Origin of the sequence: Methyloterricola oryzae (genome assembly GCF_000934725.1) — a bacterium.
Taxonomy (GTDB): domain Bacteria; phylum Pseudomonadota; class Gammaproteobacteria; order Methylococcales; family Methylococcaceae; genus Methyloterricola; species Methyloterricola oryzae.
This window is the reverse complement of the sequence record NZ_JYNS01000022.1, coordinates 1-26,194: the sequence shown is the minus strand read 5'-3', so window position 1 is coordinate 26,194 and position 26,194 is coordinate 1. Positions and strand designations below refer to the sequence as shown.

General features: G+C 61.0%; 27 protein-coding genes. 13 read left to right on the top strand and 14 right to left on the bottom strand.

Annotation, left to right across the window (positions count from 1 at the left end):
* Positions 1-191: 191 nt before the first annotated feature.
* A complete protein-coding gene (locus tag EK23_RS22135) occupies positions 192-1,637 on the top strand; it encodes a toll/interleukin-1 receptor domain-containing protein (protein ID WP_052808362.1) in 1,446 nt (481 codons plus the stop codon).
* Between the two features lie 24 nt (positions 1,638-1,661).
* Here EK23_RS22135 and cyoE read toward each other — a convergent pair whose 3' ends face one another.
* Complete coding sequence (gene cyoE, locus EK23_RS19130) at positions 1,662-2,558, bottom strand: heme o synthase (RefSeq protein ID WP_045227006.1); 897 nt, start codon at positions 2,556-2,558, stop codon at positions 1,662-1,664.
* A 95-nt stretch (positions 2,559-2,653) separates the two neighbouring features.
* Between cyoE and EK23_RS19125 the strand changes: the two genes are divergently transcribed.
* Genes EK23_RS19125 through EK23_RS19100 form a run of 6 tightly spaced genes read left to right on the top strand, consistent with a single transcriptional unit; the run spans position 2,654 to position 7,416 of the window.
* Positions 2,654-4,042 (top strand): M16 family metallopeptidase, encoded by a 1,389-nt coding sequence (locus EK23_RS19125; protein WP_097991040.1) that lies wholly within the window; start codon positions 2,654-2,656, stop codon positions 4,040-4,042.
* Positions 4,032-5,369 carry a M16 family metallopeptidase gene (locus EK23_RS19120; protein ID WP_045227005.1) on the top strand — a complete coding sequence of 446 codons (1,338 nt, stop codon included), beginning with the start codon at positions 4,032-4,034 and terminating at the stop codon, positions 5,367-5,369. Before EK23_RS19125 ends, EK23_RS19120 begins: the two co-directional genes overlap by 11 nt.
* Positions 5,370-5,411: 42 nt before the next feature.
* The gene (gene rsmD, locus EK23_RS19115) at positions 5,412-5,978 is read left to right on the top strand and encodes a 16S rRNA (guanine(966)-N(2))-methyltransferase RsmD (protein WP_045227004.1); all 567 of its coding nucleotides are present in this window, start codon (positions 5,412-5,414) and stop codon (positions 5,976-5,978) included.
* A 7-nt stretch (positions 5,979-5,985) separates the two neighbouring features.
* Positions 5,986-6,477 (top strand): pantetheine-phosphate adenylyltransferase, encoded by a 492-nt coding sequence (gene coaD / locus EK23_RS19110; protein ID WP_045227003.1) that lies wholly within the window; start codon positions 5,986-5,988, stop codon positions 6,475-6,477.
* 4 nt (positions 6,478-6,481) lie between these two features.
* Positions 6,482-6,733, top strand: a complete 252-nt coding sequence (locus tag EK23_RS19105; RefSeq protein WP_045227002.1) for a YfhL family 4Fe-4S dicluster ferredoxin — start codon at positions 6,482-6,484, stop codon at positions 6,731-6,733.
* 26 nt (positions 6,734-6,759) lie between these two features.
* A complete protein-coding gene (locus EK23_RS19100; RefSeq protein ID WP_045227001.1) occupies positions 6,760-7,416 on the top strand; it encodes an MlaD family protein in 657 nt (218 codons plus the stop codon).
* A 10-nt stretch (positions 7,417-7,426) separates the two neighbouring features.
* On the opposite strand, the gene EK23_RS19095 is transcribed toward EK23_RS19100, so the two are convergent.
* From EK23_RS19095 to EK23_RS19075, 5 genes are all read right to left on the bottom strand, one after another.
* Positions 7,427-8,317 carry an SDR family oxidoreductase gene (locus tag EK23_RS19095; protein WP_045227000.1) on the bottom strand — a complete coding sequence of 297 codons (891 nt, stop codon included), beginning with the start codon at positions 8,315-8,317 and terminating at the stop codon, positions 7,427-7,429.
* A 15-nt stretch (positions 8,318-8,332) separates the two neighbouring features.
* Positions 8,333-8,869 carry a CreA family protein gene (locus tag EK23_RS19090; protein ID WP_082054350.1) on the bottom strand — a complete coding sequence of 179 codons (537 nt, stop codon included), beginning with the start codon at positions 8,867-8,869 and terminating at the stop codon, positions 8,333-8,335.
* 42 nt (positions 8,870-8,911) lie between these two features.
* Entirely contained in the window at positions 8,912-9,214 is a 303-nt protein-coding gene (locus EK23_RS19085; RefSeq protein ID WP_045226999.1) for a hypothetical protein, read from the bottom strand.
* Between the two features lie 56 nt (positions 9,215-9,270).
* The gene (locus EK23_RS19080) at positions 9,271-9,663 is read right to left on the bottom strand and encodes a hypothetical protein (RefSeq protein WP_045226998.1); all 393 of its coding nucleotides are present in this window, start codon (positions 9,661-9,663) and stop codon (positions 9,271-9,273) included.
* 91 nt (positions 9,664-9,754) lie between these two features.
* The gene (locus EK23_RS19075; RefSeq protein WP_145998744.1) at positions 9,755-9,967 is read right to left on the bottom strand and encodes a hypothetical protein; all 213 of its coding nucleotides are present in this window, start codon (positions 9,965-9,967) and stop codon (positions 9,755-9,757) included.
* A gap of 188 nt (positions 9,968-10,155) precedes the next feature.
* Between EK23_RS19075 and EK23_RS19070 the strand changes: the two genes are divergently transcribed.
* From EK23_RS19070 to EK23_RS19050, 5 genes are all read left to right on the top strand, one after another.
* Positions 10,156-10,395, top strand: a complete 240-nt coding sequence (locus tag EK23_RS19070) for a hypothetical protein (RefSeq protein ID WP_045226996.1) — start codon at positions 10,156-10,158, stop codon at positions 10,393-10,395.
* A 475-nt stretch (positions 10,396-10,870) separates the two neighbouring features.
* Positions 10,871-12,250 (top strand): ribulose-bisphosphate carboxylase, encoded by a 1,380-nt coding sequence (locus EK23_RS19065; protein WP_045226995.1) that lies wholly within the window; start codon positions 10,871-10,873, stop codon positions 12,248-12,250.
* 148 nt (positions 12,251-12,398) lie between these two features.
* Entirely contained in the window at positions 12,399-13,211 is an 813-nt protein-coding gene (locus EK23_RS19060; RefSeq protein WP_045226994.1) for a CbbQ/NirQ/NorQ/GpvN family protein, read from the top strand.
* A gap of 23 nt (positions 13,212-13,234) precedes the next feature.
* Entirely contained in the window at positions 13,235-15,475 is a 2,241-nt protein-coding gene (locus EK23_RS19055; protein ID WP_200892192.1) for a nitric oxide reductase activation protein NorD, read from the top strand.
* Between the two features lie 90 nt (positions 15,476-15,565).
* Entirely contained in the window at positions 15,566-16,315 is a 750-nt protein-coding gene (locus EK23_RS19050; protein WP_045226993.1) for an Aq_1264-related membrane protein, read from the top strand.
* 19 nt (positions 16,316-16,334) lie between these two features.
* Here EK23_RS19050 and EK23_RS19045 read toward each other — a convergent pair whose 3' ends face one another.
* The 6 genes from EK23_RS19045 to EK23_RS19020 form a co-directional block, all read right to left on the bottom strand.
* Positions 16,335-17,207, bottom strand: a complete 873-nt coding sequence (locus EK23_RS19045) for a DMT family transporter (protein ID WP_045226992.1) — start codon at positions 17,205-17,207, stop codon at positions 16,335-16,337.
* 83 nt (positions 17,208-17,290) lie between these two features.
* On the bottom strand, positions 17,291-18,037 hold the full coding sequence (locus tag EK23_RS19040) for a heme ABC transporter permease (protein WP_045226991.1): 747 nt from the start codon (positions 18,035-18,037) through the stop codon (positions 17,291-17,293).
* Between the two features lie 4 nt (positions 18,038-18,041).
* On the bottom strand, positions 18,042-18,719 hold the full coding sequence (gene ccmB / locus EK23_RS19035; RefSeq protein ID WP_097991038.1) for a heme exporter protein CcmB: 678 nt from the start codon (positions 18,717-18,719) through the stop codon (positions 18,042-18,044).
* A complete protein-coding gene (gene ccmA, locus EK23_RS19030; RefSeq protein ID WP_045226989.1) occupies positions 18,716-19,354 on the bottom strand; it encodes a cytochrome c biogenesis heme-transporting ATPase CcmA in 639 nt (212 codons plus the stop codon). Before ccmA ends, ccmB begins: the two co-directional genes overlap by 4 nt.
* A gap of 112 nt (positions 19,355-19,466) precedes the next feature.
* Entirely contained in the window at positions 19,467-20,447 is a 981-nt protein-coding gene (gene haoB / locus EK23_RS19025) for a hydroxylamine oxidation protein HaoB (protein WP_052808361.1), read from the bottom strand.
* Positions 20,448-20,466: 19 nt separating this feature from the next.
* Positions 20,467-22,083, bottom strand: a complete 1,617-nt coding sequence (locus EK23_RS19020) for a multiheme c-type cytochrome (RefSeq protein WP_082054349.1) — start codon at positions 22,081-22,083, stop codon at positions 20,467-20,469.
* Between the two features lie 357 nt (positions 22,084-22,440).
* On the opposite strand from EK23_RS19020, the gene EK23_RS19015 reads away from it, so the two are divergent.
* The gene (locus EK23_RS19015; protein ID WP_045227027.1) at positions 22,441-23,751 is read left to right on the top strand and encodes a M18 family aminopeptidase; all 1,311 of its coding nucleotides are present in this window, start codon (positions 22,441-22,443) and stop codon (positions 23,749-23,751) included.
* 314 nt (positions 23,752-24,065) lie between these two features.
* Here EK23_RS19015 and amoB read toward each other — a convergent pair whose 3' ends face one another.
* A complete protein-coding gene (gene amoB / locus EK23_RS19010) occupies positions 24,066-25,310 on the bottom strand; it encodes a bacterial ammonia monooxygenase, subunit AmoB (protein ID WP_045226819.1) in 1,245 nt (414 codons plus the stop codon).
* Between the two features lie 129 nt (positions 25,311-25,439).
* Positions 25,440-26,183 (bottom strand): bacterial ammonia monooxygenase, subunit AmoA, encoded by a 744-nt coding sequence (gene amoA / locus EK23_RS19005; RefSeq protein WP_045226820.1) that lies wholly within the window; start codon positions 26,181-26,183, stop codon positions 25,440-25,442.
* Positions 26,184-26,194: the final 11 nt, after the last annotated feature.

Genomic DNA, 26,194 nt, shown 5'->3' with positions numbered 1-26,194 from the left:
CTCGAAGACGTCTGCTCGGGATCACACGCTCCAAGGCCGTCGTAGGCCCGGAATGGCGGGGCTGAAACGCTTGATGCAAAATTGACGGCGTAGCCGTGGCACCCTCGCATGGGGGATAGCCATCATCAGCGGCCCGGCCGGAAATCCGCGACCCGGATAGCACGGCCGCAAAGCGCCAGGAGGGAGTCGCGTTGGGTACCATCTTCATCAGCTACCGCCGCCAGGATTGCTCCGGGTACGTCCGTGCCCTGTTGAACGAAATCAACCGGACCTTCGGTGACGAAACCGCCTTTCTGGATATGGCCAGCATCGAGGCCGGGACGGATTTTGCCCACACCATCGACACCGCGCTCAGGGCCAGCGAAGTGCTGCTGGTCATTATCGGGCCGCAGTGGCTGCACATCACCGACGGGGAAGGGGAGCGGCGCCTGGACCAGGCGGACGACTTCGTTCGCTTGGAGATCCAGAGCGCGCTGCAGCAGGGCATACCGACCATTCCGGTGCTGGTGGAAAGCACGCCGATGCCGGGCGAGGAGCAACTGCCGGAATGCCTGGGGCCCCTCGCGCGGCTCCAGGCGCTGAAACTCTCCCACGAACGCTGGAACGATGACATCCGCTGGCTGCTGCGCGCCATCGAGACCGTCACCGAAGAGCCCCGGCTTTCGCGCAGCTACCTGCAGGCGCGGCAGTTGACGCGTCAGGGGCAGTGGCGGGCGGCGCTGGAAATCTATGGGGACATCGTGCGGCAGCGCGCCGATTTCCGCGACAGCGCCGAGCGCTTGCAACCGCTGCGGGAACTGGCAGAGCAGGCAGCGCGGCTGGGGCCGGGGCATGCCGGCTGGATGCGCATCGCCGGGGAATTTCCCGTAGTCGCGATGGTCGTGCTGGGCCTTCTGCCCAATCTCCTGGCGGGGGCCTTCAACTATGTCTACAACTGGCAGATCATCGTGCATCCCATGCAATTGCGCGGGGTCGCGGACGCCGAGTCGCTGTTCGAGCGTACCTCGATGCTGGTCAACGGCCTTGCCTTCGCCCTGGCCATCTTCACCTTCGTGAGATTCACGAGGCCCCTCGCCAAGGTGCTGCACAGCCTGCGCGCCGGCGATCTGGTCGGCCGTTACGTGCTCGCTCAAGCACGCCAACGCTGTTTGCGGCTGGCCCACTGGGTGGCCCTGCTGGGCGCGGGCATGTGGCTGGCGGCAGGCCCGGTCTATCCGGCCTTGATCGGCAGCATGCTGCTCCGCGACTACGCCTTTTTCACGGCATCCCTGTTCTTCTGCGGGCTGATCGCCGCGGCCTATCCCTTCTTCGGCGTGGCCTGGCTGTGCACCCAATTCCTGCATGCGGAGTTGACGCCGCCCGGTTCGGCCCTGGAGTCCGACCAGGCCGCCCTGCAGACCCTGGAGGGGCGGAGCTGGCAGTACCTGGCACTGGCCGGCTCACTGCCCATGCTCGCCATCGCCGCCGGCCTGATGTTGAGTCCCTGGGCCTCATCCACCGCCAACGCCGTGCTGCTTGGAACCCTGGGCGTCGCTGGCTTTGTCGGGTTTCTCGCCGCCATCGCCTGGTTCCGCGCCATCCAGTGCAACATCCGCGTGCTAAGGGATCTGGCGAGATACTCGACGCCACGAGAGTGAGCGCCGGCCCGGGTTCCCGGGCGCCTAGAACGACAGGTAATGGTCCACCAGCAAGGACGAGAAGATGCCCACCAGATAAATCAGGGAATAGGCGAAGGTCTTCATGGCAAGCTTGGCATTGGCGTCCTGCTTCAAGCGCCACGCATACCAGAGGAAGATGCCGCCCAGCACGAATGCGCCGGCCAGGTAGATCCAGCCGCTCATGCCGGTGAGGAAGGGCAGCAGACTCACCAGGAACAGCAGGACGGTGTAGAGCAGCACGTGCAGTTGAGTGATGGGAATGCCGTGGGTCACCGGAAGCATGGGAATGTTGACCTTGGCGTAATCGTCGCGCTTGGCGATGGCATAGGCCCAGAAGTGCGGCGGCGTCCAGACAAAGATCAGCAGGAACAGCAGCAGGGCGTAGGGATGCACCTGGCCCGTCACCGCGCACCAGCCCAGTACCGGCGGGGCCGCGCCCGCCGCGCCGCCGATGACGATATTCTGGGGCGTCGCCCGCTTCAGATACACGGTGTAGATGATGGCGTAGCCGATCAGGGATAAAAATGTCAGGAAGGCGGTCAATGCATTGACGAAGAGACCCAGGATCAGCATGGACAGCGCGCCCAGGATGAGGGCGAAGGTGACCACCTGACCGGGTTTCACCTGGCCCTGCGGAAGCGGCCTGCGCTTGGTGCGGGCCATCTCCGCATCGGCCTTGCGGTCGAGGAAATGGTTGAGAGCCGCCGCGGACGCCGCGGCCAATCCGATGCCGATACTGCCGAAGGCGGCCAGGTCCAGCGGCGGCCAGCCGGGCACGGCCAGGAACATGCCGATCACCGCGGTGAACACGATGTGGCCGACCACATTCAGTTTGCACAGTCCCAGATAGGTCCTCCAGGACGGCGGGCTGGCGGCGGCGGCATGGACGTTGGTTGTCATCGTTTCAGCAGATACTTCGTTTACAATAATTGTCCCGGTGCCTATCGAATGCCGATCCGTCGGTACGCGCCGCCCCCATCACGGAGAATAAGCACATGGTGTCAAATCGAAGGCTCGTCAGTCTGAGCCTGCTCCTGGCCGCGCCGCTAAGTCTGCATGCGGCCGCGCCCAAGGTGACCGAATTCAAGCTGGACAACGGCCTCAAGATCCTGGTGCAGGAAGACCACCGCGCCCCCGTCGCCGTGACCCAGGTGTGGTACAAGGTCGGTGCCAGCTACGAACACGGCGGCATCACCGGCATCTCCCACATGCTGGAGCACATGATGTTCAAGGGTACGGACAAGCATCCGCCAGGGGAATTCTCCCGCATTATCTCAACAAACGGTGGGAGTGAAAACGCCTTTACCGGACAAGACTATACCGCCTATTTCCAGACCCTGGAGAAATCGCGCCTGCCCGTCAGTTTCGAACTGGAAGCCGACCGCATGCGCCATTTGCGCCTGCTCCCCGAGGAGTTCAAGAAGGAGCAGCAGGTGGTCCTGGAGGAGCGCCGTTTGCGCACCGACGACCAGCCGCGGGCCAAGCTCTCCGAGCACTTCGATGCCGTGGCCTACACCAATTCGCCGTACAAGAACCCGGTCATCGGCTGGCCGGATGATGTCTCCGGCCTGACCGTATCGGACCTGTCCCAGTGGTATTCCCTCTGGTATGCGCCCAACAACGCCACCCTGGTGGTGGTGGGCGACGTGGACCCCAAAAGCGTCTACAAACAGGCCAAGGAGCATTTCGGCCCGCTCAAGCCCAGCACCCTGCCGCCCATCAAGCCGCGAGGCGAAGTGGAGCAACTGGGCGAGCGTCGGCTGATCGTGCGCGTCCCGGCCAAGCTGCCCTACCTGGCCATGGGCTACAAAGCGCCGGCGCTGAAAGGTGCCAAGGAAGAGTGGGAACCCTATGCCCTGGAAGTCGCTGCCGGCATCCTCGACGGCGGCAACAGCGCGCGCTTCTCCAGCCGGCTGGTGCGTGGTCAGCAAATCGCCTCATCGGCAGGCGCGGGCTACGATCTGTATTCGCGGCTGCCGTCCCTGTTCATGCTGGAAGGCACGCCCGTCGATGGCAAGAACCTGCAGGCGCTTGAAAAAGCCCTGCTCGCCGAAGTCAAGAAGTTGCAGGACGAACCGGTGCTGGCGGAAGAACTGGAGCGCGTGAAAGCGCAGGTTCTGGCCAGCAAGGTGTACGAGCGGGATTCGATCTTCTATCAGGCGATGCAACTGGGCATCGCCGAAACCGTCGGCCTGGGCTGGAAGAAAGTGGAAGAATACGTGGACAAGATCAACGCCGTGACCCCGGAGCAGATCCAGAAAGTCGCCCAGAAATACCTGGTGGAGGATAGCCTGACCGTCGGCTACCTAGAGCCTCTCCCCATCCCGGAGGGCGAGACCGCGCCGGAGGACCGCGCGCCCATGGGAGGTGACCATGTCCGCTAAACGCCTGATCCTGATCGCCTTCATCGGCCTGCTTTGGAATTCATATGCCCTGGCGACGCCGAAGATCCAGACCTGGACCACGACGGGCGGCAGCCACGTCTTCTTCGTGCCCACCGAAGGTCTGCCCATGGTGGACGTGCGCGTGGTCTTCGATGCCGGCAGCGCCCGCGACGGCAGCCAGTTCGGCCTGGCGACGCTGACCTCGGGGCTCCTGGACACCGGTGCCGGCAGTTGGGACGCGGACACCATCGCCCAGCGCCTGGAAGGCGTCGGCGCGCGCATGGGCACCGGCATTTCCCGGGATTCGGCCTGGCTGTCGCTGCGCTCGCTGACCCAGCCCAAGCTGCTGGAGACAGCCCTGGAAACGGCGCACGAGGTGCTGGTCAAACCGGCCTTCAACCAGACCGATTTCGACCGGGAGAAGAAGAACCTTCTGGTGGGCCTCAAGCAGCGTGAGGAATCTCCGGCCGACATCGCCGGCATCGCCTTCTTTGAGGCCCTGTATGGCAGCCACCCCTACGCCCATCCCAAGGAAGGCAATCTGGATACGGTGGAAAAGCTCACGCCGGCCGATCTCAAGGCCTTCTACCAGCGTTATTACGTGACCCGCAACGCCATGCTGATCATCGTCGGCGACGTGCAGAAAGCGCAGGCGGAAAAGATCGCGGAGGACCTTCTGCAAGGCATGCCCGCTGGCGAAGCGGCACCGTCGCTGCCGCCGGTGACTCTCCCGGTTGCCACAAAGACCGAGCGCAAGAGCTTCCCCTCGGCGCAGACCCATGTGTACTCCGGCGTGCCAGCGATGAAGATGGGCGACCCGGACTACTTCCCCCTGTACGTGGGCAATCACGTCCTGGGCGGCAGTGGACTCGTCTCGCGCATCTCCGAGGAAGTGCGGGAAAAGCGCGGCTTGTCCTACAGCGCCTTCAGCTATTTCTACCCGTTCCGGCAGGAAGGTCCATTCCTGATGGGCCTGCAGACCAAGAACGACAGCGCCGAGGAAGCGGTGAAGGTGATGCAGGACACCCTGCGCGAGTTCATTGCCAAGGGTCCGACCGAGAAGGAGTTGCAGGACTCCAAGAAGAACATCACCGGCGGCTTCCCCATGCGGCTGGACAGCAACCAGAAGCTCGCTGAGCAGGTGGCGACGATCGCCATATCCGGCTTGCCGCTGAATTACCTGGACACCTTCATCGCCAAGGTGGAAGCGGTCACCGCCCAGGACGTCCAGCGCGCCTTCAAGTCGCGCATCGACCCTAACCGCCTGCAGACCGTGATGGTGGGCGCCAAGGCGGGCACCTCGGCCACTCCCGCCAAGGCCAAATGATGGCACTGTTCGGCTTGCATTACGGGACTGACGCGCTCGCGTGTGAAAAATGAACTCAGGATCATCGGCGGCCAGTGGCGCAGCCGTAAGCTGAGGTTTCCGGCGATCCCGGGCCTTCGGCCCACCTCGGACCGCATCCGCGAGACCCTGTTCAACTGGCTGCGGCAGGATCTCGAGGGCTACCGTTGCCTGGATCTTTTCGCCGGCAGTGGCGCCCTGGGCCTTGAGGCTGCCTCCCGCGGCGCTCCGCGCGTGGTTGCTGTGGAGCGCTCGGGCGAAGCCTGCTCGGCACTGAAGCAGAACTGCGCGCTCTTGGACGCCAATCATGTCGAGGTCGTTCAGCAGGACGTGGCTCGCTACCTGATGGGGACACCGGAGGCGTTTGATGTGGCCTTCCTCGACCCGCCCTTTCATCAGGATCTGGTCGCGCCCACCTGCCGCTTGCTGGAGGAACGCGGCTGGCTGGCGCCGGGTGCGCGCATCTACATCGAGAGCGAGCGCCATTGGGTTCCAGAGGGATTGCCGGAATCCTGGGAACTGCTGAAGACCAAGACCGCAGGCGAAGTGGGATATCATCTGTTCCGCCGCCCCCTCTCACAACCAGGCTGACCTCGCCATGCAATGCGCCGCCATCTATCCGGGCACCTTCGACCCCATCACCAATGGGCACATCGATCTGGTGACGCGGGCGATCAAGATATTCGACCGCGTCATCGTCGCGGTCGCTGAAAACAAGAACAAGACACCGCTGTTCAACATCGAGGAACGGGTGAATCTGGCGCGCAACTGCCTCGAGGGCATGGGCAATATCGAGGTCGTGGGCTTCGATACCCTGCTGGTGGAATGTGCCCGGAAATGCGGCGCCGACGTGATCCTGCGCGGACTGCGCGCGGTCTCGGATTTCGAGTTCGAATTCCAGTTGGCAGGCATGAACCGCCATCTGTGCAAGGAACTGGAGACCATGTTCCTGACGCCCTCGGAGCAGTACGCCTTCGTGTCCTCGACCGTCATTCGCGAAATCGCCAAGCTCGGTGGCGATGTCAGCAGCTTCGTTCCCGAAACGGTGCGGCTCGCGCTACAGGAAAAATATTCAGTACCCAGGAGTTGAAACCATGGCTTTGATCATCCACGACGAATGCATCAACTGTGATGTGTGCGAACCCGAATGCCCCAACGGCGCGATCTCCCAGGGCGAGGACATATACGTCATCAACCCCGCCCTGTGCACCGAATGCGTGGGTCATTTCGACAAGCCCCAGTGCATCGAGGTGTGTCCGGTGGACTGCATCACCCTGGACCCAGACCATCCGGAGGACAAGGACAGCCTGCATCAGAAGTACCTGAAGCTCACAGCGGTCAAGTAGCGCCGCACCCGCCCAGGAGGCCCGCCATGTACAGGATCATCCTGACAGTCATGTTCTTGCTCTTGACCGCTTGCGGCCAGGATCTGAATTTCAAGGTCCATTTTGCCGACATCGGCGGCCTTAAGGCTGGCGCGTCGGTGCTCGCCGACAGCCAGCCGGTGGGCGAGGTGACGGGCATCGAAGGCGACGCCGGAAAAGGCTATTTGGTCGGCGTTTCCATCGATCGCCAGCATCAGGCCGTGGCAACGGAAGATTCCCAGTTCGTGCTGGCCGACCTTCCCAATGACGCGTCGCAGAAGTGCATCGAGATCGTGCAGAGCCGCCCCGGCGGCAAGCCGATCGTTGAGGGGGCGACCGTGGAGGGCTCCTACCCGACGCCTTTAGGTAACTTCCCTTTCGGTGAACTGTTCAAGGAGATAGGGCGGGCCATGAAGGATTTCACCGGGCAGGTGGAACGCTACCGCAAGGAATTTGAAAAGCTCCCGGATTCCGAGGAAGGCAAACGGCTGCAGCAGGACTGGCGCAAGCTCCTGGACGAGTTGACGAAGGCCCAGAGTTCGGCCGAAAGCACACTGCGCAAGGATGTGGTGCCGAAACTGCAGGAAGAACTGGACGTGCTGCGCAAGAAGCTGGAGGAACTGCAGAAGGAGCCCAAGAAGCCCGGCAAGCCGCTAGAGACCTGAGCCTCGCGGCTCACAGACAAGCGGGCAGGCCGGTCTGCAAGTCGGGATAACGCAGGCTGATCTGCAATTCCGCCAGCATCTTGCGATTATCCAGGCGTTTGGATTCTTCCAGGAAAGACAGCATGGAAGGGCTCAGTACGCGTCTTGCCTCTTCCAGGCTTATTGTCGGCGGGCGCTTGAGGCCCAGTATGTCGGCCACGCGGAAGAAGTAATCGGTCATGGTGGTGGGATGGCCATCACTCACGTTATACGCTTGCCCTGACCGCCCATGGCGCGCGGCCGCCAGACAGACGGCGGCCAGGTCGTCCGCATGAATCCGGTTGCTGTAGGGGGCTTCAGCCTCGCACACGACCGGCGTCCCCGCACGCAGACGCTCCGCCGGCAAACGGCCAGGCCCGTAGATGCCGGGCACCCGCAGAATAACGAAAGGCACGCCGGTGGCACGACCCCAGGCTTGCAACAGTTCCTCGGCAGCGACGCGCCGGCGCGCCCGCTCGCTCTTGGCGTTCAGTGGATGGGTTTCATCGATCCAGGCCCCCTGACAATCGCCATACACTCCGCTGGTGCTGATGTAGACCAGCTTCATCGGATAGTGCGGTGGGTTGATGGAGGCGAGCAGGGCGGACAATCGGGGATCGCCCTCGCCGGAAGCCGGAGGCGGGGCGAAGTAATAGAGCACCTGATCGCGCAGGTCGAGGCTCGAAAGCGTCGCCGGATCGTCCAGATCCATCCGCAAGGGAGGGATGCCGAGTTCCCTTAGCGAGGCCTCAGCCTGGGCCGAGCGGGCGCTGCCCGCCACATCGTGCCCTTCGGCCTGTTCCAGTACCGCTACGCGCCGACCTATATCACCGCACCCGACGATGAGAACATCGCGCCGGCCCCCGGCCGCAGATCTCGCCACCGCGGGACTCCGGGATTACGGCTTGCCCCAGGCCATGATCGGCACCGTGGAGACACTGTTGGCCGGCGCGCCTTCGATGATTCGCCGGCTGATGGCCACGTACACCAGGGTGTTGTGCTTCTTGTCCCAGAGTCTCACGATCTTGGTGGTCTTGAACAGCAGGGAGGTGTCCTCGGAAAACACCGTTTCGTCATCCGGCAGTTTCGCCGGCAGGGTAATGGGGCCAGTCTGACGGCAGGCCAGAGAGAAATGCGAAGGATCTTCCGCCAAGCCCAAGCCCCCCGAAATGCCGCCGGTGCGAGCCTGGCTGATATGACAGGTGACGCCGGGGACCTTGGGATCGTCGAAGGCGTCGACGCACACTTTGTGGTTGGCGCCTACTAGTTTCCAGGCGGTGGTGACGCAACCCACCTCTTCGGCCTGAACCCCGGCGCATCCGGCAAGGATCGCGGCCCCGAGGAATCCCGTCCGCAGGATGCGACGGCAATCGCTCCGCAAACCAGTTGATCGTTCCAGTTTCGCAGCGCCGGCAGCAGTTTTCCTCGGTGTCATGGCTTCGGTCCGATCCTATAAAAACGACTGAGTAGTTCTGCCTCAACAGAGCAGCACGGACAGACTGGCTTCGTCACCGCAAAGGCAATCCAGGGCCCGCGGATAGCGCGGGGCCTCACGCACCGCCGAATAGGCATCCAAAAGTGGCCGCACGTGGCGAACGGCGGCGGGGGTGCAATAGATCAGGTAGCGCTGGCTGGCTTCGTGCCAGGCTCCGAGCAACGCCATGCCCCGCGGCGCGTTGCGGGCAATATACACGTCGCGGAAAGCGCCCCGCAAAATCTCCAGTTCTCCGCCGGCCACCTCCTCCCTGGTCAAGCGGATTCGATACCATTCAACCTGCATGGCCACATCTTACCATTGCTCATGTCGGGAACGGCAAGCGAACCGTCCCGGTCACCTCAGGGTGCGATTTCCAGATAAAAGGGATGAAAGGCCGAGCAGCCATCCTTGCTCTTGGCGGTCAGGGTGACGCGGACTTTGCCGGGCTGAGTGATGGCTTCCGGCAGTCGCTGTTTGATCAGCCATTCGCCGGAGCGGCGTTGGGAGAGTTCCGGCTGCAGGCGCTTGCCATTCACCTCCAACTCCAGGCTGGCCGTGTCGGTGTTGTCCGAGGCCACCACGGAAATCTCGTTCAGCGAGGACAGCTTGCTGTTCTTGGGCGGATTCTCTTCGTAAAACTGGGGTTCGGCGCAACTGCTCGAACTGTTCCCACCACCGCCATAGGCATAGGCTGTGGAAACAGAGGTGGCATGGATCACGAGGAACAGGGCGGTGAATCGCAAGATAGTCATGGCGTCTCCGGGTGAAGTTTTTATTCCCAGACTTCAGACACCAGAATCGCGTGGAAGTGCCGTTTCGCCGCCTCGGCCAAACGTCGCGCCCTTACTGCTCCACGTGAGACAGACGCAGGCTCGCTCCCGAATAGCCGGAGTATTCCTTGATGAAGAAATTACGCCTGTTACAACTGGGGCATGTAATGAAAAACTTGTCGTCTTCTTCCTGCACGTCCGGCCAGGAGAAATAGCTCTTCTTGAGCATGACCAGGGGAATCACCATCTGGTGATGAATGATCTCCGCGCAATTCAGGCAGTGCATAAACATGATCCGAACCTCAATCACGAAAACCGAAACGCAACAGAGCGGAGGGCGATTATTCGCCAAGCTTTTTTAATTTGCAATCAGCAAAGACCCTATATCGAATACGGGCATGTCGCGCGGAAATTATGCTGAGGGCCTGAACTTCCGTTGGTTCCTGCCGAACTAATGGTCAGAGGTAAGACGCCATGAATACGCATTCCTGCCAGATCATTCCGTTCCCCGATGTCCGCCTGTGGGAAATGGTCGCCAAGAAATACGTGGACTACATGATTTCTGGAGACCCGCGCGCCGCCTACTATTTTCTGGAATATGAGCTGAGCATGTACCAGCTCTCCAAGACACCGACGGCTCTCAAGAACATCATCCGTCGCGAATACAAAAAGCGCGGCTTCTCCGCCCCTTTGCGCTTCCAGAACGATTCCTGAGCCCGCCCCCCTCAGTGCCCGGGTCTCGCGGGCCGAATGCAGTCCCTGTGTCCGGTCCGCACCACGCAGCCGGAAGCACGCAGCGCCGGTTTGAATGATTACTCCCGCTGCCTGTATTCGGCACCCTCGCGTTCTTGGTCTGCCCTGCCCATTGGATTATCCTAAACCCCTCGATCGGGATACCGCCCCTCTCTAACATAAGACGCCCTTATTTAAGGCATCATATGTTTTGAATTTAATTTATGTAAAAGCGGGCTTATAGTGCTGCCCCATGAAGGTGCGGTTCATGACCTTCATCGGGTCAGGCGCGGAAGCAAGCACGCTATTGTGCGGCGACGGCGCCGGGTTTAATGTGCGACTGTGGAGCGCGAGTTCGAACTAGATCGCATATCTGTAGGACCCTCTCTATACCCGAAGTTGAACGGGCAATTGCCCGGGTTTCCACCAATAACTACTAATACATGAGGAGATAGCGATGGATCAGTCCGCTCGATACGCCGATCTGAGTCTGAAAGAAGAAGACCTAATCAAGGGAGGCAACCATATCCTGGTCGCCTACAAGATGAAGCCCAAGACCGGTTATGGCTACCTTGAAACCGCCGCCCACTTCGCCGCCGAATCCTCCACCGGCACCAACGTGGAAGTGAGCACCACGGATGACTTTACCCGCGGCGTTGACGCGCTGGTCTATCACATCGACGAAGCCACCGAGGAAATGCGCATCGCGTATCCCCTGGACCTGTTCGACCGCAATATCACCGACGGCCGCATGATGGTGGTTTCCTTCCTGACCCTGGCCATCGGCAATAACCAGGGCATGGGCGACGTAGAATACGGCAAGATGTACGACTTCTGGGTTCCGCCGCGGGCGATCCAACTGTTCGACGGCCCCTCCAAGGACATCTCCGACCTGTGGCGCATCCTGGGCCGACCGCTTAAGGACGGCGGCTACATCGCCGGCACTATCATCAAGCCGAAACTTGGCCTGCGTCCCGAGCCCTTCGCCAAGGCCGCCTACGAATTCTGGCTGGGCGGCGACTTCATCAAAAACGACGAACCCCAGGGCAACCAGGTGTTCGCGCCGCTGAAGAAGACCATTCCGCTGGTGGTGGACGCCATGAAGCGCGCGATGGACGAAACCGGCGAAGCCAAGATCTTCTCCGCCAACATCACCGCCGACGACCACGCCGAAATGCTGGCCCGCGGCGAATACATCCTCGAGCAGTTCGGCCCCGACGCCGACAAGGTGGCCTTCCTGGTGGACGGCTATGTGGGCGGCCCCGGCATGATCACCACCGCACGGCGCTGGTTCCCCAACCAGTACCTGCACTACCACCGCGCCGGCCACGGCGCCGTGACCTCGCCCCAGTCCCAGCGCGGCTACACCGCCTACGTCTTGGCGAAGCTGTCCCGACTGCAGGGGGCTTCCGGCATCCACGTCGGCACCATGGGCTACGGCAAGATGGAAGGCGAGAAGGACGACCGCGCCATCGCCTATATCATCGAACGCGACAGCTACACCGGCCCCGCCTACCATCAGGAATGGTTCGGCATGAAGCCCACCACGCCGATCATCTCCGGCGGCATGAATGCGCTGCGCCTGCCGGGCTTCTTCGAGAATCTGGGCCACGGCAACGTCATCAACACCGCCGGCGGCGGCTCCTATGGCCATATCGACAGCCCGGCGGCCGGCGCGCGTTCCCTGCGTCAGGCCTACGAATGCTGGAAAGCCGGCGCCGACCCGATCCAGTGGGCCAAGGAGCACAAGGAATTCGCCCGCGCCTTCGAATCCTTCCCGCAGGATGCGGACAAGCTGTTCCCGGGCTGGCGTGAAAAGCTGGGCGTGCACAAGTAAGCCCGGTCAGATCGGCCGGGCCGAACACTCCGTTCGGAACCGCAGTGCCGCGCTTCTGGCGCGGCCATGACCAGAGCCCCTGAGGGCCGGACTCTCAGGGGCTTTTCTACGCACGCAGCCCCGTAGCTGCCGAGAACTTGAGGGCACCATGAATCAGGTCTTCGACATCGAGCCATACCGCGTCACCAAGCAACCCTTCTATCTGCCCCAGGGCAACGAGATCGAACTCTACGAAGCGGCCTACGCCGCGCGCCTGCCGGTAATGCTCAAGGGCCCCACCGGCTGCGGCAAGTCGCGCTTCGTCGAATACATGGCCTGGAAGCTCGGCCGGCCGCTGATCACCGTGGCCTGCAACGAGGACATGACCGCCTCGGATCTGGTGGGCCGCTATCTGCTCGACGCCAACGGCACCCGCTGGCTGGACGGTCCGCTGACCCAGGCGGCGCGTCATGGCGCCATCTGCTATCTGGACGAAATCGTCGAGGCGCGCCAGGACACGACCGTGGTCATCCACCCGCTCACCGACCACCGCCGCACCCTGCCCTTGGACAAGAAGGGCGAGCTGGTATCCGCGCACCCCGACTTCCAACTGGTCATTTCCTACAACCCGGGCTATCAGAGCCTGCTCAAGGATCTGAAGCAGTCCACCAAGCAGCGTTTCACCGCCTTCGATTTCGATTATCCGACCAGCGACCTGGAAACCAAGATTCTGGCCGAGGAAACCGGGCTGGACGCGGAACTGGCGGGCAAGCTGGTCAAGATCGGCGTGGCGGCCCGCAACCTGAAAGGCCACGGGCTCGATGAAGGCATATCGACCCGTCTGCTGGTGTATGCGGCCACGCTCATCAAGGGCGGCATCGCCGCTCGCGACGCCTGCCGCATGGCGCTGGTGCGACCCATCACGGACGACGCCGATATCCGCGCCACCCTGGATCACGCCATCGACGCCACCCTCGGTTGAACTGATTGCCGGAGCTGACGACCATGCATGAAGCCATGCAGGTTTATTGGAAGCAACTGGACAGCGGCTTCGCCCAGGTCAAGGAAGTCTTCGAGGAATGCATGGAGGAAGCCCTCAAGGTGCTGTCCGGCGATGGCGTCGCCGCCTACCTGGAAGAAGCACGCTTCCTGAACCGCATTGGGCGCGGTGCGGAGCCGGTCTTGGCGTTTCTCGAAGGCTGGCCGCAGACCGCCGCCGCCTGGGGTGAATCCGCCCTGCCCGCCGTCGCCGCCTGCATTCGGAGCCTGCACAAATCGCCCAACGGCAAGGCCATCACACCTTTTCTGCAGTCCCTGCCGGCGGTGGCGAGGCGCCTGCACTCCCACGAGCAGATGCAGAACTTTTTTGATCTGGTGGTGGATTTCATGCACCGGACCACCGGTTCCATCCACGGCATCCATACCACCTTCGCCAGCCCGGGCCTGCCGGAATTCTTCCGCCACGCACCCTTCCTGGTGAGCCAGTTGTCGGTGGAGGGCCTGAAGCACTGGGTGGACTACGGGATCCGCAATTATCACGACCACCCGGAGCGCCAGATCGATTATTTTGCCCTGCAGTCGGCGGACAGCCGCGCCATGCTGCAGCGTGAACGGCAAGGCACCCTGCTGGTGGATCATGAGCGCCAGTTGGACCTGTATCTGCGGGCGCTGTGGCGCGACAGCGAGCATTTCGTGCCCTATTCGACGGGTTTCCATGAGCTGCGCAAGCCAATCCCGTATTACGATCACCTGGGGATACGACTGCCGGATGTGTACACCGAGCGGGCCGGCGTCAGCGGCATCGACCGCTACCGCGCCACCTTGGCGCACATGGCCGCGCACCGGCGCTGGAGCAGCCAGATCTTCGCGGACAACTACAGTCCCTTCCAGCGCATGGCCATCGAGTTCCTGGAGGATTCGCGGGTCGAGTACCTAGCCATGGGCGAGTATCCCGGCCTGCGCCCGCTGTTCCTGGCGCTCCACCCGCACCCGCGTGAGGATGCCTGCGACCCGGAGCAGGAATCGGCCGTGCGCCACCGCCTAGCCATGCTGTCGCGCGCCGTCCTCGATCCCGGTCACGGTTACGTCAATCCGCACATCATCGAGTTCGCCGCGCGTTTTCATGCCCTGATGCGCGAAGGCGGAGGCAGCACCGCCGAGGTCGCGGAACTGGCCACGGCCTTCGTGGCCAAGACCCGTCGGCAGAGCGACCAGTTGCCCAGGGTGCATTTTCTCGACACCGAGATCGACTACCGCGACGACAACCGGCACCTGTGGAAGTTCTACGAACTCAGCGATGACGAGGAGATGTTCGAGGAGCACCGGCAGACCGAGGAGGCAGAGCCTTCGGGGCTGCCTCCTCGTCATTACCCGGAATGGGACTATTCCAGTGGCACCTACCGACCGGACTGGGTCAGCGTCTACGAGGCCCTGCACCCGCCGGGGCAGGCCGCCGATATCGACCATCTCCTGTGCAAGCACGCCGGGTTGGCCAAGCGCTTGAAACGGCTGCTGGATGCCCTCAAGCCGCAGAACAAGGTGCGCGTCAGGTTCCAGGAAGAGGGCAGCGAGCTGGACCTGGACGTGGCGCTGCGTTCCCTGGTGGACTTCAAGGGCGGCGCGACGCCGGACCCGCGCATCAACATGAGCCATCGCCACGATTCACGCGATATCGCCGTGCTGCTGCTGCTGGACCTTTCCGAATCCTTGAGCGAGCAGGCCGCAGGCAGCCAGCAGACCATCCTGGAGCTGAGCCAGGAGGCGGTCTCGCTCCTGGCCTGGGCCATCGACCGCCTGGGCGACCCCCTGGCCATCGCCGGCTTTCATTCCAACACCCGGCACGAGGTGCGCTACCTGCACATCAAGGGCTTCAGCGAAAGCTGGGACGATGGCGTCAAGGCGCGGCTGGCCGCCATGCAGGCGGGCTATTCCACGCGCATGGGCGCCGCCATGCGCCATGCCGCGCATTACCTGGAGAGCCGCAAGGCCGACAAAAAGCTGATGCTGGTCCTCACCGACGGCGAGCCCGCCGACGTGGACTGCAAGGACGAACGCCTGCTCATCGAGGACGCGCGCAAAGCCGTCCACGAGTTGGATCGGCGAGGGATCTACAGCTATTGCATCAACCTGGACCCGAAAGCGGACGCCTATGTGAGTGATATCTTCGATCAGCGCTATACGGTCATCGACAACGTGCAGCGGTTGCCCGAGCGACTGCCGCAGTTGTTCCTGGCATTAACCAAATAGTTTCCCGCGGCAGCCTGAACCTAAAGCGTTCGGCTGGTTCATACTGTCGGTTCGCCAGAACTATAACCAACCCACCAGGAAGCCCAGCCCATGATACAAATCACTACCCTCGCGCTTCTACCCAAGGCCTACAAGGTCCTGTTCACCGGATTTCTGATGGTCATCGGCACCGGCCTCATGATGGCCGGCGCCCAGATCATGCTCACCCACGGCCAGGCGGACGGCAAAGCCGGCCTTTCCATCAACGATATCGTCTACAGCTACTACGGCAACCGAAGCGGCTCCAAACTGGAAAGCATGCTGGAAGGGCAAATGAAGGCCATGGCGCCGGACGAAGCCCGCTTCGTGCTGATTCAGTGGGCGCGTGACGGCGCTCCGCCGACGGAATGGGCCGGCAAGATTCAGCCCATCATGGAGCAGTACTGCGTGAGCTGCCACAACGGCGAATCCAGCCTGCCCAACTTCACCAAGCAGGAGGTGGTGCAGAAAGCCGCCGAGGTCGACGAGGGCGCCACGTACACGACCCTGACCCGGGTCTCCCACATCCATTTGTTCGGCATCGCCTTCATCTTCCTGTTCGTGGGCTGGATCTTTGCCATGGCCGAGTACCCCTCGCGCTGGAAGCTCATTCTGATCGCCACCCCATTCATCTTCCTCATTCTGGACATTCTGTCCTGGTGGCTGACTAAGGTGATGCCGATTTTCGCCTGGCTCACCATGATCGGCGGCATCGGTTACAGCCTGGCTTCCACCATCATGATCTTCACCTCGCTGGCGCAGATGTGGCTGCCGCGCAACCAGTGGATGCTTTACTGGACCAAAAAAGAGGAAACGGAGTAGACGCATCCGGCGCGGCGATTCAGCGTCCGCGCCGGCGTCCGCTGAACTCGTGGATAAAAAGGGCAAAGAGGATGAGCCCGGCGCCCGCGAAAACCTGGATGGAAACTGGCTCGCGGTTGGCGAGATGACCCAGGGCAAGGGCCGTCACCGGCGTGGCGAGGGTAATCAAGGCTACCCGGGTGGCCGCCAGGTGTTTGAGCACGTAGAAATAGCAGGCAAAGCCGACGGTAGTGGCCACCGCCCCCAGGTACGCAATGGAAATCAGGCTCGCCGATGGGACCTGTTGCGGCCATTGACCGTCCGCGACCCACCACGTGGCGAGGTAGGCCGGTACCGAGAGAGCCAGCCCCCCTCCCAGAAGTTGGAGTGAGGGCAGTGGCGCATGCACCCGCTTGACCCAGATGGAACTGGACGCCTGAAGGAACGCGGACAGAAGTACGCCGACGATGCCTTTCAACGACTGCGGCCCGACTTCCGCCGCCGACTCGATCATCAGGAACAGTCCCCCGATACCCAGGCCATAAGCGGTGAGACGCGGCAGCAGGGCCCCGCGCTCACCTAGCCAAAAGGCCGCCATAAGGGCGGTCATCATGGGTGTGAGCCCAAAGATCACGGCAACCCAGCCCGATGGGATGAACTGGGCTCCCCAGTACACTGCCAGCATCGAACCATAGATATGAATGGCGGCTCCCGCATAGGCCAGCAGCGACTTTCTGTCGCTGGGCAAGCGCTGACGCAGCAGTAACAGCAGAAGCCAGACGCAACAGCCGCCAATCGCCATGCGCGCGCTGGCACCGAAAAGGAAGCCGGGCCCCTCTCCGCTCCACTTGATGGCCAGGGGCGTGGTGGACCAGATCAGGACCACGCTCAGATAAGCCAGCGAGACAGCCATGTTTATGCGTCCTGGCATGCGGGCACCCAGCGCGCCCTGGCCCGTCGACTACGCGACCCCGCAAGGGGGCCGTGTTCGGGAAATCAGCGCGAATCCGCAGCGCCAAACAGTTCCTGCACCCAGGCGCTGCGCCGCTCGCGGTCCAGCACTTCGACGCGGGCACGCATCAGCACGACGGCCAGGTAATACAGCTTGAACGCCACCGCCATCACCAGCAGCGGAACCAGCATGCTGAGGTGGATGGAAGGCTTGTCGAGCTTGGTCACCGTCGGTCCCTGATGCAGGGTGTTCCACCATTCCACCGAGTAGTGAATGATGGGAATGTTGACCACACCCACGAGGATCAAGACTCCGCCCGCCCGCGCCGCGGTGCGCTTGTCGTCGATCGCGGATACCAGGGCGATATAGCCCAGATAGAGGAACAGCAGGATCAGTTCCGAGGTCAGGCGCGCATCCCAGACCCACCAGGCGCCCCACATGGGCTTGCCCCAGAGCGACCCGGTGACCAGCGCCAGGAACGTGAAGCTGGCGCCAATGGCGGCGGAGCTATTGGCCATGACGTCCGCCAGCTTGATATTCCAGATCAGGTTGATGGCACTGAGGACAGCCATCAAGGTGTAGATGAACATGGACATCCAGGCCGCAGGCACATGGACGAACATGATGCGGTAACTTTCACCTTGCTGATAGTCGGGCGGCGCCACCACAAGCCCCAGGTACAGACCATACATCATAGTCCCCAGGCACAGCGCACCGACCCAGGGAATGAGCTTGCCCGAAATGTCGTAGAAATAACGGGGCGAGGCCAGCTTATGGAAAAATAACCACATGGTATTAACTCACACTGATTCTGAGGGCGGCGGCGATGGCCAGCGGTGCTAGGGTTAGGGCCAGCACCAGCAGGGCCGCCAGGAAATAGATCTGCCCTTCGATGGGCATGCCGGCGGCCGATGCCGTCACCGCGTTGGTGGCGAAGATCAGAACCGGAATGTATAGGGGCAGAATGAGCAAGGTCAATAGGACCCCACCGCGTTTGAGGCCCACTGTCAGCGCCACGCCAATGGCCCCGATCAGGCTGAGCAATGGGGTCCCCAAGGCCAGCGTCAGTAGCAAGGCGGACATGGCCTTATCCGGCATGGCGAGGAGCAGGCCGAGGAGCGGCGCCAGCAGCAGCATGGGCAAGCCACTGACCAGCCAATGGGCGATGACCTTGGCCAGCACCAGCATCGACAAGGGCTGAGGGCTGAGCAGCATCTGTTCCAGGGCACCGTCCTCGAAGTCGCTGCGGAAGAGGTTCTCCAGGGAAAAGAGTGCCGCCAGGAGGGCAGCGATCCATATGACGCCCGGCGCTATGCGGCGCAGCAATTCCACCTCGGGACTCACACCCAAGGGATACAGCGTCACGATCATCAGGAAAAACAACAAGGGATTGGCCAACTCCCCGCGATGGCGAAAGGCCAGCAACAGGTCACGCCGCAGCATCGCGATAAAGGCCGCGGTTAATCCGTTCACGTCAGGCTCACCTTGACGGCGTCGCCGCGCACTTCGATGGCTTGATGCGAGGTCATTACCGCCATTCCACCGGATGCGAGGTGCTCCTCGATGAGTCGCGTCACCAGCGCCACGCCGCTAACGTCCAGCGCCGTGAAGGGTTCATCCATGACCCACAGTGCGGCAGGCCTGACCAGCAAGCGGGCCAGGGCGATTCTTTGTTTCTGGCCGGCGGACAGCGAGCGCGCCGGTATATCCTCGCGCCCTTCCAATCCGGTTTGCTCCAAGGCGCCGTATAGATCGGATTCGTCGCAACGAAGCCCGCCGAGCGCCATGGACACTTTAAGGTTCTCGAAAGGTGTCAGGTCGCCCTTTATCCCGAGTAGGTGCCCCAGGTAGGCCATTTCGGCGAAATAACGGGACCGATGCGTTTGAATGTCCAGACCTCGCCAGCGCACCTCGCCGGCATTGGGCAGGCTGAGTGCGGCGAGCAAGCGAAGCAGACTGGTCTTTCCGCTGCCGTTGGCGCCTTCAATTTGTAGGTACTGGGACGGTCCGAGTTTGAAGTTCAGCCCACTGAACAGCAGTTGATCACCGCGGAAACATTCCAGATCGACCACCGCCAGGCTGGGCGAAGGGTCGTTGTGTGATGTCATTGTGGGAGGCGCAAGGAACCTGGGAGAGGCGGATGGTTTAACGGGACGAACAAGACCCGTGGCATGGGTTATAAACTGAGGACAACGCGTTACGGAGGTCGATGATATACCCTTACGGCCGCCATTGGTAGAGTGAGAGGTAAGCGCCCCAGCGTGATTGATAAATCAACTTCAGGCTCTCCATCGGCTTCATCAATGAAGAGGTAAACGGCAGGAGCCGTGCCAACAAGGTCTGGGTTCCCGCTTCGCTGGTTATACGCCAGGCTCTGACATCGCCGGTCGGGAGTTGTTGCACCAGGTATGAGCCTGTCCCTTTGTCGGAGGCCCAGCGGCGCACTGCGGCAATCTGTGTGTGTATATTGCCCGAAGATGGAAACACCCTGACCTCGAACGGCAGGGTAGTACCGGCGAGGGTTTCGATTTCATTTAGCCTGGCAAGATCATCCAGAGAAACGAGCAGGTACACGGGTTGGTCTTTGGGAAGGTCCTTTTTCATTTCCTCGAGCGCGTTTTCGGCATTCATTGCCAGCCACTTGGCCAACTGCCTGTTGCGCTCGCCCGACATGAAGCCGCCTGCGGCCTTCTGCCAGAAGTTACGGGCATCCTGATCGGGGAAGGCGGCATCTTCCGGAGCATCCACCCAGGTGTTCACCCCGGCAAGGAAGCGAGCACGTTGAGCGTTGTCCCACCACGTGAGAAAAAGAGCGTCGGGTTGGGCATTTTGTCGGATGGCGGCGCCGGTCTCCCTCCAGAGATCTAGCCGCAAGGAATTTTCGGAGCTTGCTCCGGATGGGGGCAAAAAGAGCGCGGAGCGCTCCTTTCCCTCGGCGTCACGGTATTGGACCGCGCTTATCCGGAGGGTTTGCTCCGAATCGCGGCGGATATTGAATTCCCGGACCGAGACGGCTGCAAGGTGCGGGGCTAGGTCTTTCGCCCACTGGGGCGGCGCCGTCACCTCGCGGGGCACCTCGTATCGTATTGACGTCTGACCATCGGGCCATCCGAACAATACATAGAGGATCCCTGCGAGGATGAACAATCCGCCGGTCAGGCGGCGCCAAGGGATCATGGCGCGCACCTGCGGTTTCGACATAGTCCGTGCAATCCAGTCGTTATTTCTTCTTTCGGACAAGCACGAACCCCGCCACCATGAGCAAGCCGCCTAGGACGTAGCGATTGGACAAGTCTTGAGCGAAGGCGTTCAGAACCGAACGTTCGGGCGGCGCGGATTTGGCGTCGCTGAGCTTGGCTGACTTACCTTCGCGAAGTTTCGTATTTTCATCCATGATGATCGCATAGTCCCTCATCAGTTCCGACCAGCCTTCGGTATAAGTGAATCCACCCGGATTCACGTGGAACAGTCCTTTGTAGAGCTTGATCAGATCATGCTCCCACATGTCGGCATAGACACGCTCGACATAGGACGGGTTGTTTCCTTTGGACCAGAACAACTGGAAGAACCCACCTGCAGCGTCCTTTTCAGGCGCGGGGGGTGCCGGCCGGTTGGTTTTCTGGCCTGTGAGCAGACCGTCCTTGTACAGAGCCTCCACGACTTGCTTGGCTTCCTGCTCAACCTTGATGCCCGACAAGGTACCTTTGTCCGCCGCGGTCAGGTAGGCGTCCGCAAAGCTTGGCGAGTGGCAATTGGAGCAGGTCTTGATCCAGAGCGCTTTTCTGTCCTTGAACCAGGGGTGGTCCAGATTGTCGGCGATGGTGGTCTGTGGGTTGAACGCCCAGCGCACCTTCTTGACCAGATTGTGAGAGAACTCGCCGTCCGCTTCGAAATGGCAGAACTGACACGTGGGAGCCGTGTAGTTCCCCTTGGTCAATGCGTCTTTCAGCGGTGCCTCGAAGTTCCAGGCGTCATGCTGTGTCTGGTACACCGTACCGTGTTTGGATAGCATGAAGTTCTCGAATTCATTGTGGTCCACGCCGTTATGACAGGTTGCGCAAGCCTCGGGTTTGCGAGCCTCCGCCGCCGAGAAGGTATGCCGGGTATGGCATCCGTCGCACTTGTTCTGCTGGTAGTGGCACATGTCGCAGCCCTGCGCGATTTCCCTTTCGGGCATTGCGGCCCATACGGCGGTTTCCACATTAGCCGCCCAGTCCACTGCGTGAGAGGGATGCCCCTTGCCCCACTGCTTCTGTGGCCATTCTTGATCCTTTTCCGATTCGGCTTGCGCGAACTCGTCGACATGGCAGGTTCCGCACTTTGCACGGTCCGGCATCACAAGATCCTTATCATGTCGGATGGATTGCGCCCCGACGGGGCCATGGCAGTCGATACAACCCACGTCCTTTAACTGCGCGCCGGATTCAAGGATCCCCTGTTTCACCAGGTGGCTTTCGATTTCCGCCAGCTTCTCCTTTTTATAAAAGCGCGCATCCTGGCCGTTGTTGATGGACCGAATTCGGTCCAGGTGGGCGTGAGAGCTGTTCTGCCACGCATGGTAGGCGCCCGGTGTGAGACTTTGGTGGCAGGCGACGCACTGGTCGCGGGTGACTTCGCCGGTCACGCTAGTGGGTGGCTTATAGAAGTCCTTCGGGTTCCAGTATTTTTGGATCGGGATAGGTTGCCAATATTCGCCATGGCTCCCCTTGCCTGGATGGTCGGCGTAGTATTGGCTGGTCAATTGTTGCGGGTCTTTGGCGGTGATTGCTTGGCTTGCCCCGGTCCATACTAGGAACAGTGCAAGAAGCAAGCGAGCGAGATACTTTGTTGTTGTCATGGCGATCCCCAATTTCTGACTGGATTTCGGCGGTTCCGGCAGCACTATAGTATCGGGTCGGAACTTAAAACAGCAAGAGGGCTAGAAGGGTTTTTCTCGATATTTTTTGCTCCGGCCGGCGTACAGTGCCGTTCATTGCACCTTCTAGGTCATATCTATCGTGCGTGCTATCCGGGTAACTGCTGATAGGGCGTCATTTAAATGGGATTTTCGGGTGTCAATTGAACGGGTAAGGCGGGTTTTTGGTCAACTTCTCTCGTATGAAGCAAGGCGCGGTTTCAATTTCCGCCCTACCTCCGGCAAGAAATGTTCTGCGTGACCTTCCAGTCGCGCGAATCCAGGGGAGAATTTATTTCGATGGTAATTACCGCTGAAGCCCGTCGACGGGCGCAGGAACTGTTGGATTTTATCGATGCGAGCCCAAGTCCATGGCACGCAGGAGCGGCACTCGGCAGGCTGTTGCAAGGCGCTGGATTTGAGGAACTGCGCGAGGCGGATCGATGGGCGCTTCGCACTGGGGGACGGTATTTCGTGTCCCGTGGAGGATCCTCCGTTATTGCTTTTGTTGTCGGCCAAGCCCCGCCGGACGAGACCGGGGTCTTTATGGTGGGCGCTCATACGGATTCGCCCGGATTGCGCGTTAAGCCTCGTGCGGCGTACACGTCGGAGCGGCTCTTGAGGCTCGGGGTCGAGGTATATGGAGGGCCAATTCTTGCAACGTTTACAGACCGGGATTTGTCCCTGGCCGGTAGAATCAACCTCCGCAATAACGGAGCCACCAAGTCCGTGCTGGTGCGTATCGCAGAACCCTTGGTGCGGTTGCCGAATCTGGCTATCCACATGAACCGCGGTGTTAACGAGGAAGGCCTCAAGCTCAACAAGCAGTCCGAACTTCCCCTTCTCCTGGCTGAGCAACTGAACGGGCTGGCCCCCGAAGGGCGTTTTCGAGGGTTGCTCGCCGCCTCTGCCGGGGTGGATGCCGGTCAAATCGTCAATTGGGAGCTCCATGTCTACGATACTCAAAAGGGAACTTTCTGGGGTGCGGACCAGGAGTTCATCGCGGACAGTCAGTTGGATAATCTCGCTTCCTGCCACGCCGGTCTATCGGCTTTGATGGAACTGGATGCTCCCTGGCGCACGGGCCTTTGTGGCTTTTTTGATCACGAAGAAGTTGGCAGTGAGAGCGCCAAAGGCGCCGACGGTTCCTTTCTTTCGGATGTGCTTGAACGCATGACTCGAGCGCTTGGCCTCGATCACGAATCCTACAAGCAAGCCCTGGCGCGTAGCTTCATGATCAGTGCCGACATGGCGCACGCCTTTCATCCTAACTTTCCGGCAGCGTATGAACCCAACCATCAGGTGCACGTTAATGCAGGTCCGGTCATCAAGACTAATAGCAATCAACGCTATGCAACGGACAGCGTTTCGGAGGCCTTCTTCATCAGCCTTTGTGAGTCGGTTAATATCGGATATCAACAGTACGCGCACCGCACGGATCTGGGTTGCGGGAGCACCATAGGACCTACCATCGCGTCGCGTCTGGGTGTCAGTACGGTGGACGTTGGCAACCCCATGTGGGCGATGCACAGTTGTCGCGAAAGCGCCGGAGTTGTGGATCACTCCAGCCTGATTCAAGTGCTCAAAGCGTATTGGGAAAAACAGGCATGAAAGACTTCGCTCTCATTGTCCGCTAGGCCCGCTGGCTGGGCGAGGTCATGTTGGCGCTCAGATCGCGTTGGACATGCCGTAGCGCGCGGTTGGATCCTGACTCGTAGTGGTTTTCAAAGCAAAACAAGGGGTCGGGTTCTGAGACGGCTGGGCGTGCAGTCCTTGGCGCATTAGGGAGAGCGGCCATTTGCCGTCGCTGACGCGATATCCAATCCAATTAAAAAAGCCCCTGATGGAAAATCCACCAGGGGCTTTTGACCATTAGGCCAATTGCTTCTTGAGCCGCCGCTCTTGCGGCGGCGGCTCAACCCGCCTTACATGAAGGACGGGATCAGCGGAGCGTCGACCTGTACGATCTGACGGGTGCCAGCTGCGTCGAAGAAGAACAGCAGACCAGCAAAACGGCTGTCCGGATCGTAGATGATGTCGGCCAGACGATAGACTTCCCAAGCGGCGTCAGAAGCCTGTACTTCCACGGTGCGGGTCTCGCCCGGAGCCAGCGGAGAGTTGTCAGACACGCTCAGACCGTCTTCAGCCAGCAGGTCTTCCGGATAGCCAGAGGTGTCTTTGTAGACGCTGGAATCCAGGAAACGCACGGAAGCGGTGTAGAACTCACCCAGACGCACGGCGCTGCTGCCATTGTTGGTGATGGTCAGCTTCATGCGCATGGCGCGGCCAGGCACACGGTAGCTTGCATCTTCAACTTTAACAGCGATGGTCGGCTTCTTGTCCTCGATCGGAACCATGCCGCGCATCGTACCAGCCTGCAGCGGAATGGTGATCGGGTACTTGCTGTTGGCTGCGCTCATGGACATGACCACGATCAGGATGGTCGCGGCACCAAAGGCCATCGCCACCTTGCGGTCGGTGCCAGAGATCAGCTCGTCAGCGCGGCCAGCGTCAGCCAGCAGGATACGCGGCAGGAATACCGGACGACGGATCCAGTACACGATCCAAGCGACACCAAACACGGCCCAGAACACGTGCCAGAAGGCAATGTTGCTCTCGCCGTAGGTCTCCAGATCAACCGTCTGACCGGTCAGGGTGGTCACCGGGTTCTTGAAGTCGCTCATAGAACCGTCGATGGTGATCCACTTGCCGGGGCCGATGATCGGACCACCGCCTTCGACGTTCATCATGGTGTGAACGTGCCAGTCGCCAGGACGACGAGCCTTCAGAACCACCTTGAACTCGTAGGTCTTGCCGATTTCCAGACGGACGGAACGCGGCACCAGCTGCCCACCGATGTAGGACTCCTTGCGGATGAACACAGGACCCGGGATACCAATGTTGAGGAACGCAACATTCGGCTCACGGACGGTTTCCGGCCAACCTTCGAACACGTGGAACTTACCCGTGATCTCCACGGTATCGTTGACCTTCACCTTCTCCTTCGACCAGCTCAGATCGAACCAGTGGATGGTACGCATACGCATGAACGCAGCCTGGGACTTTTCGCCGTGGGCCGAAGCGCTCGGTGCGTAGAAGCTGGTCGCTGCAAATGCCAGCAGCAGACCAACCAAGGACCAGTGCGCGATCCTGTCTCTGATTACTTTCATAGTTCCTCCTCTTTCGAGAATGTTCATTTTTCGCCGCTCCACCCCCAATAGGGCTCACGGCATTGTCTTTTTTTCGTCTACTCGCCCCGAAGCGGCTCACCGCTCCGGCGCGTGCATCCCACTACTCGCTTAGCTCTGCTTCAGGAAGCGGACCGAGGAGAACCAACGGCCAACAAAGTGCCAGATGAAGTAGATCAGGATGGACATGAACGCGGAGAAGAACGCAGACACCGGCGCAACGTCCTTACCGAAGGTACGCAGGGTGCCCTTCTCTACCATACGGATGTACTCGGGGGTGCCGGTACGTACATAGTGGTAGCCCAACAGGTCAGCAACCGACATCAGCATGCCGTTGTACTCTACCGGTACGTGGTACGGCGCAATCACCGGCCAGTTGCCCGGGTAGAAGATCAGACCCCAGCCCATTGCACCCACGATCGCGGTGAACAGGTAGCTGCCGCTCAGCATCAGAGCCACATCCAGCAGGATGGCGCCCGGAACGATCTGAGACGGGAATACCAGGGTGATCGGGAAATAGGTCCAACCCCAGAAGTTGAAGTAGCGGTTGACCCACTCACCAAACAGCAGACCCAGGACGCACACGGTGGCGCCCCAAGGCAGACGATAACGCTCCCACAGGAACGCCTGAACAGCAGCCGGGAAAGTCACCAGCACGATCGGAACCACCGTCACCCACAGACGACGATCCTTCCAGTCAACCCAGAAGTCCCAGTCACCCATCGTGAGCATCGCGTGAATGTGGTAGGAACCTACCAGTACCATGAAAATAATCCACAGACCAAAGTAATCAACGGTCCGAGAGACTTGTACTGCTTCGGCGTGTGACCGAACCGCAGACTGAAGTGCGCTCATGAGTTACCTCC

Excerpts from the sequence above, each read along its gene's own strand:
- haoB (WP_052808361.1), bottom strand. The coding sequence starts at position 20,447 with ATGTCGAAACCGCAGGTGCGCGCCATGATCCCTTGGCGCCGCCTGACC.
- ccmA (WP_045226989.1), bottom strand. The coding sequence starts at position 19,354 with ATGACATCACACAACGACCCTTCGCCCAGCCTGGCGGTGGTCGATCTG.
- EK23_RS19020 (WP_082054349.1), bottom strand. The coding sequence starts at position 22,083 with ATGACAACAACAAAGTATCTCGCTCGCTTGCTTCTTGCACTGTTCCTA.
- EK23_RS19045 (WP_045226992.1), bottom strand. The coding sequence starts at position 17,207 with ATGGCTGTCTCGCTGGCTTATCTGAGCGTGGTCCTGATCTGGTCCACC.
- cyoE (WP_045227006.1), bottom strand. The coding sequence starts at position 2,558 with ATGACAACCAACGTCCATGCCGCCGCCGCCAGCCCGCCGTCCTGGAGG.
- amoB (WP_045226819.1), bottom strand. The coding sequence starts at position 25,310 with ATGAAAGTAATCAGAGACAGGATCGCGCACTGGTCCTTGGTTGGTCTG.
- EK23_RS19080 (WP_045226998.1), bottom strand. The coding sequence starts at position 9,663 with ATGACTATCTTGCGATTCACCGCCCTGTTCCTCGTGATCCATGCCACC.
- EK23_RS19040 (WP_045226991.1), bottom strand. The coding sequence starts at position 18,037 with ATGTGGTTATTTTTCCATAAGCTGGCCTCGCCCCGTTATTTCTACGAC.
- coaD (WP_045227003.1), top strand. The coding sequence starts at position 5,986 with ATGCAATGCGCCGCCATCTATCCGGGCACCTTCGACCCCATCACCAAT.
- EK23_RS19085 (WP_045226999.1), bottom strand. The coding sequence starts at position 9,214 with ATGCAGGTTGAATGGTATCGAATCCGCTTGACCAGGGAGGAGGTGGCC.
- amoA (WP_045226820.1), bottom strand. The coding sequence starts at position 26,183 with ATGAGCGCACTTCAGTCTGCGGTTCGGTCACACGCCGAAGCAGTACAA.
- EK23_RS19125 (WP_097991040.1), top strand. The coding sequence starts at position 2,654 with ATGGTGTCAAATCGAAGGCTCGTCAGTCTGAGCCTGCTCCTGGCCGCG.
- EK23_RS19100 (WP_045227001.1), top strand. The coding sequence starts at position 6,760 with ATGTACAGGATCATCCTGACAGTCATGTTCTTGCTCTTGACCGCTTGC.
- EK23_RS19105 (WP_045227002.1), top strand. The coding sequence starts at position 6,482 with ATGGCTTTGATCATCCACGACGAATGCATCAACTGTGATGTGTGCGAA.
- EK23_RS19070 (WP_045226996.1), top strand. The coding sequence starts at position 10,156 with ATGAATACGCATTCCTGCCAGATCATTCCGTTCCCCGATGTCCGCCTG.
- EK23_RS19050 (WP_045226993.1), top strand. The coding sequence starts at position 15,566 with ATGATACAAATCACTACCCTCGCGCTTCTACCCAAGGCCTACAAGGTC.
- EK23_RS19120 (WP_045227005.1), top strand. The coding sequence starts at position 4,032 with ATGTCCGCTAAACGCCTGATCCTGATCGCCTTCATCGGCCTGCTTTGG.
- EK23_RS19075 (WP_145998744.1), bottom strand. The coding sequence starts at position 9,967 with ATGCACTGCCTGAATTGCGCGGAGATCATTCATCACCAGATGGTGATT.
- EK23_RS19090 (WP_082054350.1), bottom strand. The coding sequence starts at position 8,869 with ATGACACCGAGGAAAACTGCTGCCGGCGCTGCGAAACTGGAACGATCA.
- EK23_RS19015 (WP_045227027.1), top strand. The coding sequence starts at position 22,441 with ATGGTAATTACCGCTGAAGCCCGTCGACGGGCGCAGGAACTGTTGGAT.
- EK23_RS19060 (WP_045226994.1), top strand. The coding sequence starts at position 12,399 with ATGAATCAGGTCTTCGACATCGAGCCATACCGCGTCACCAAGCAACCC.
- EK23_RS19055 (WP_200892192.1), top strand. The coding sequence starts at position 13,235 with ATGCATGAAGCCATGCAGGTTTATTGGAAGCAACTGGACAGCGGCTTC.
- EK23_RS19065 (WP_045226995.1), top strand. The coding sequence starts at position 10,871 with ATGGATCAGTCCGCTCGATACGCCGATCTGAGTCTGAAAGAAGAAGAC.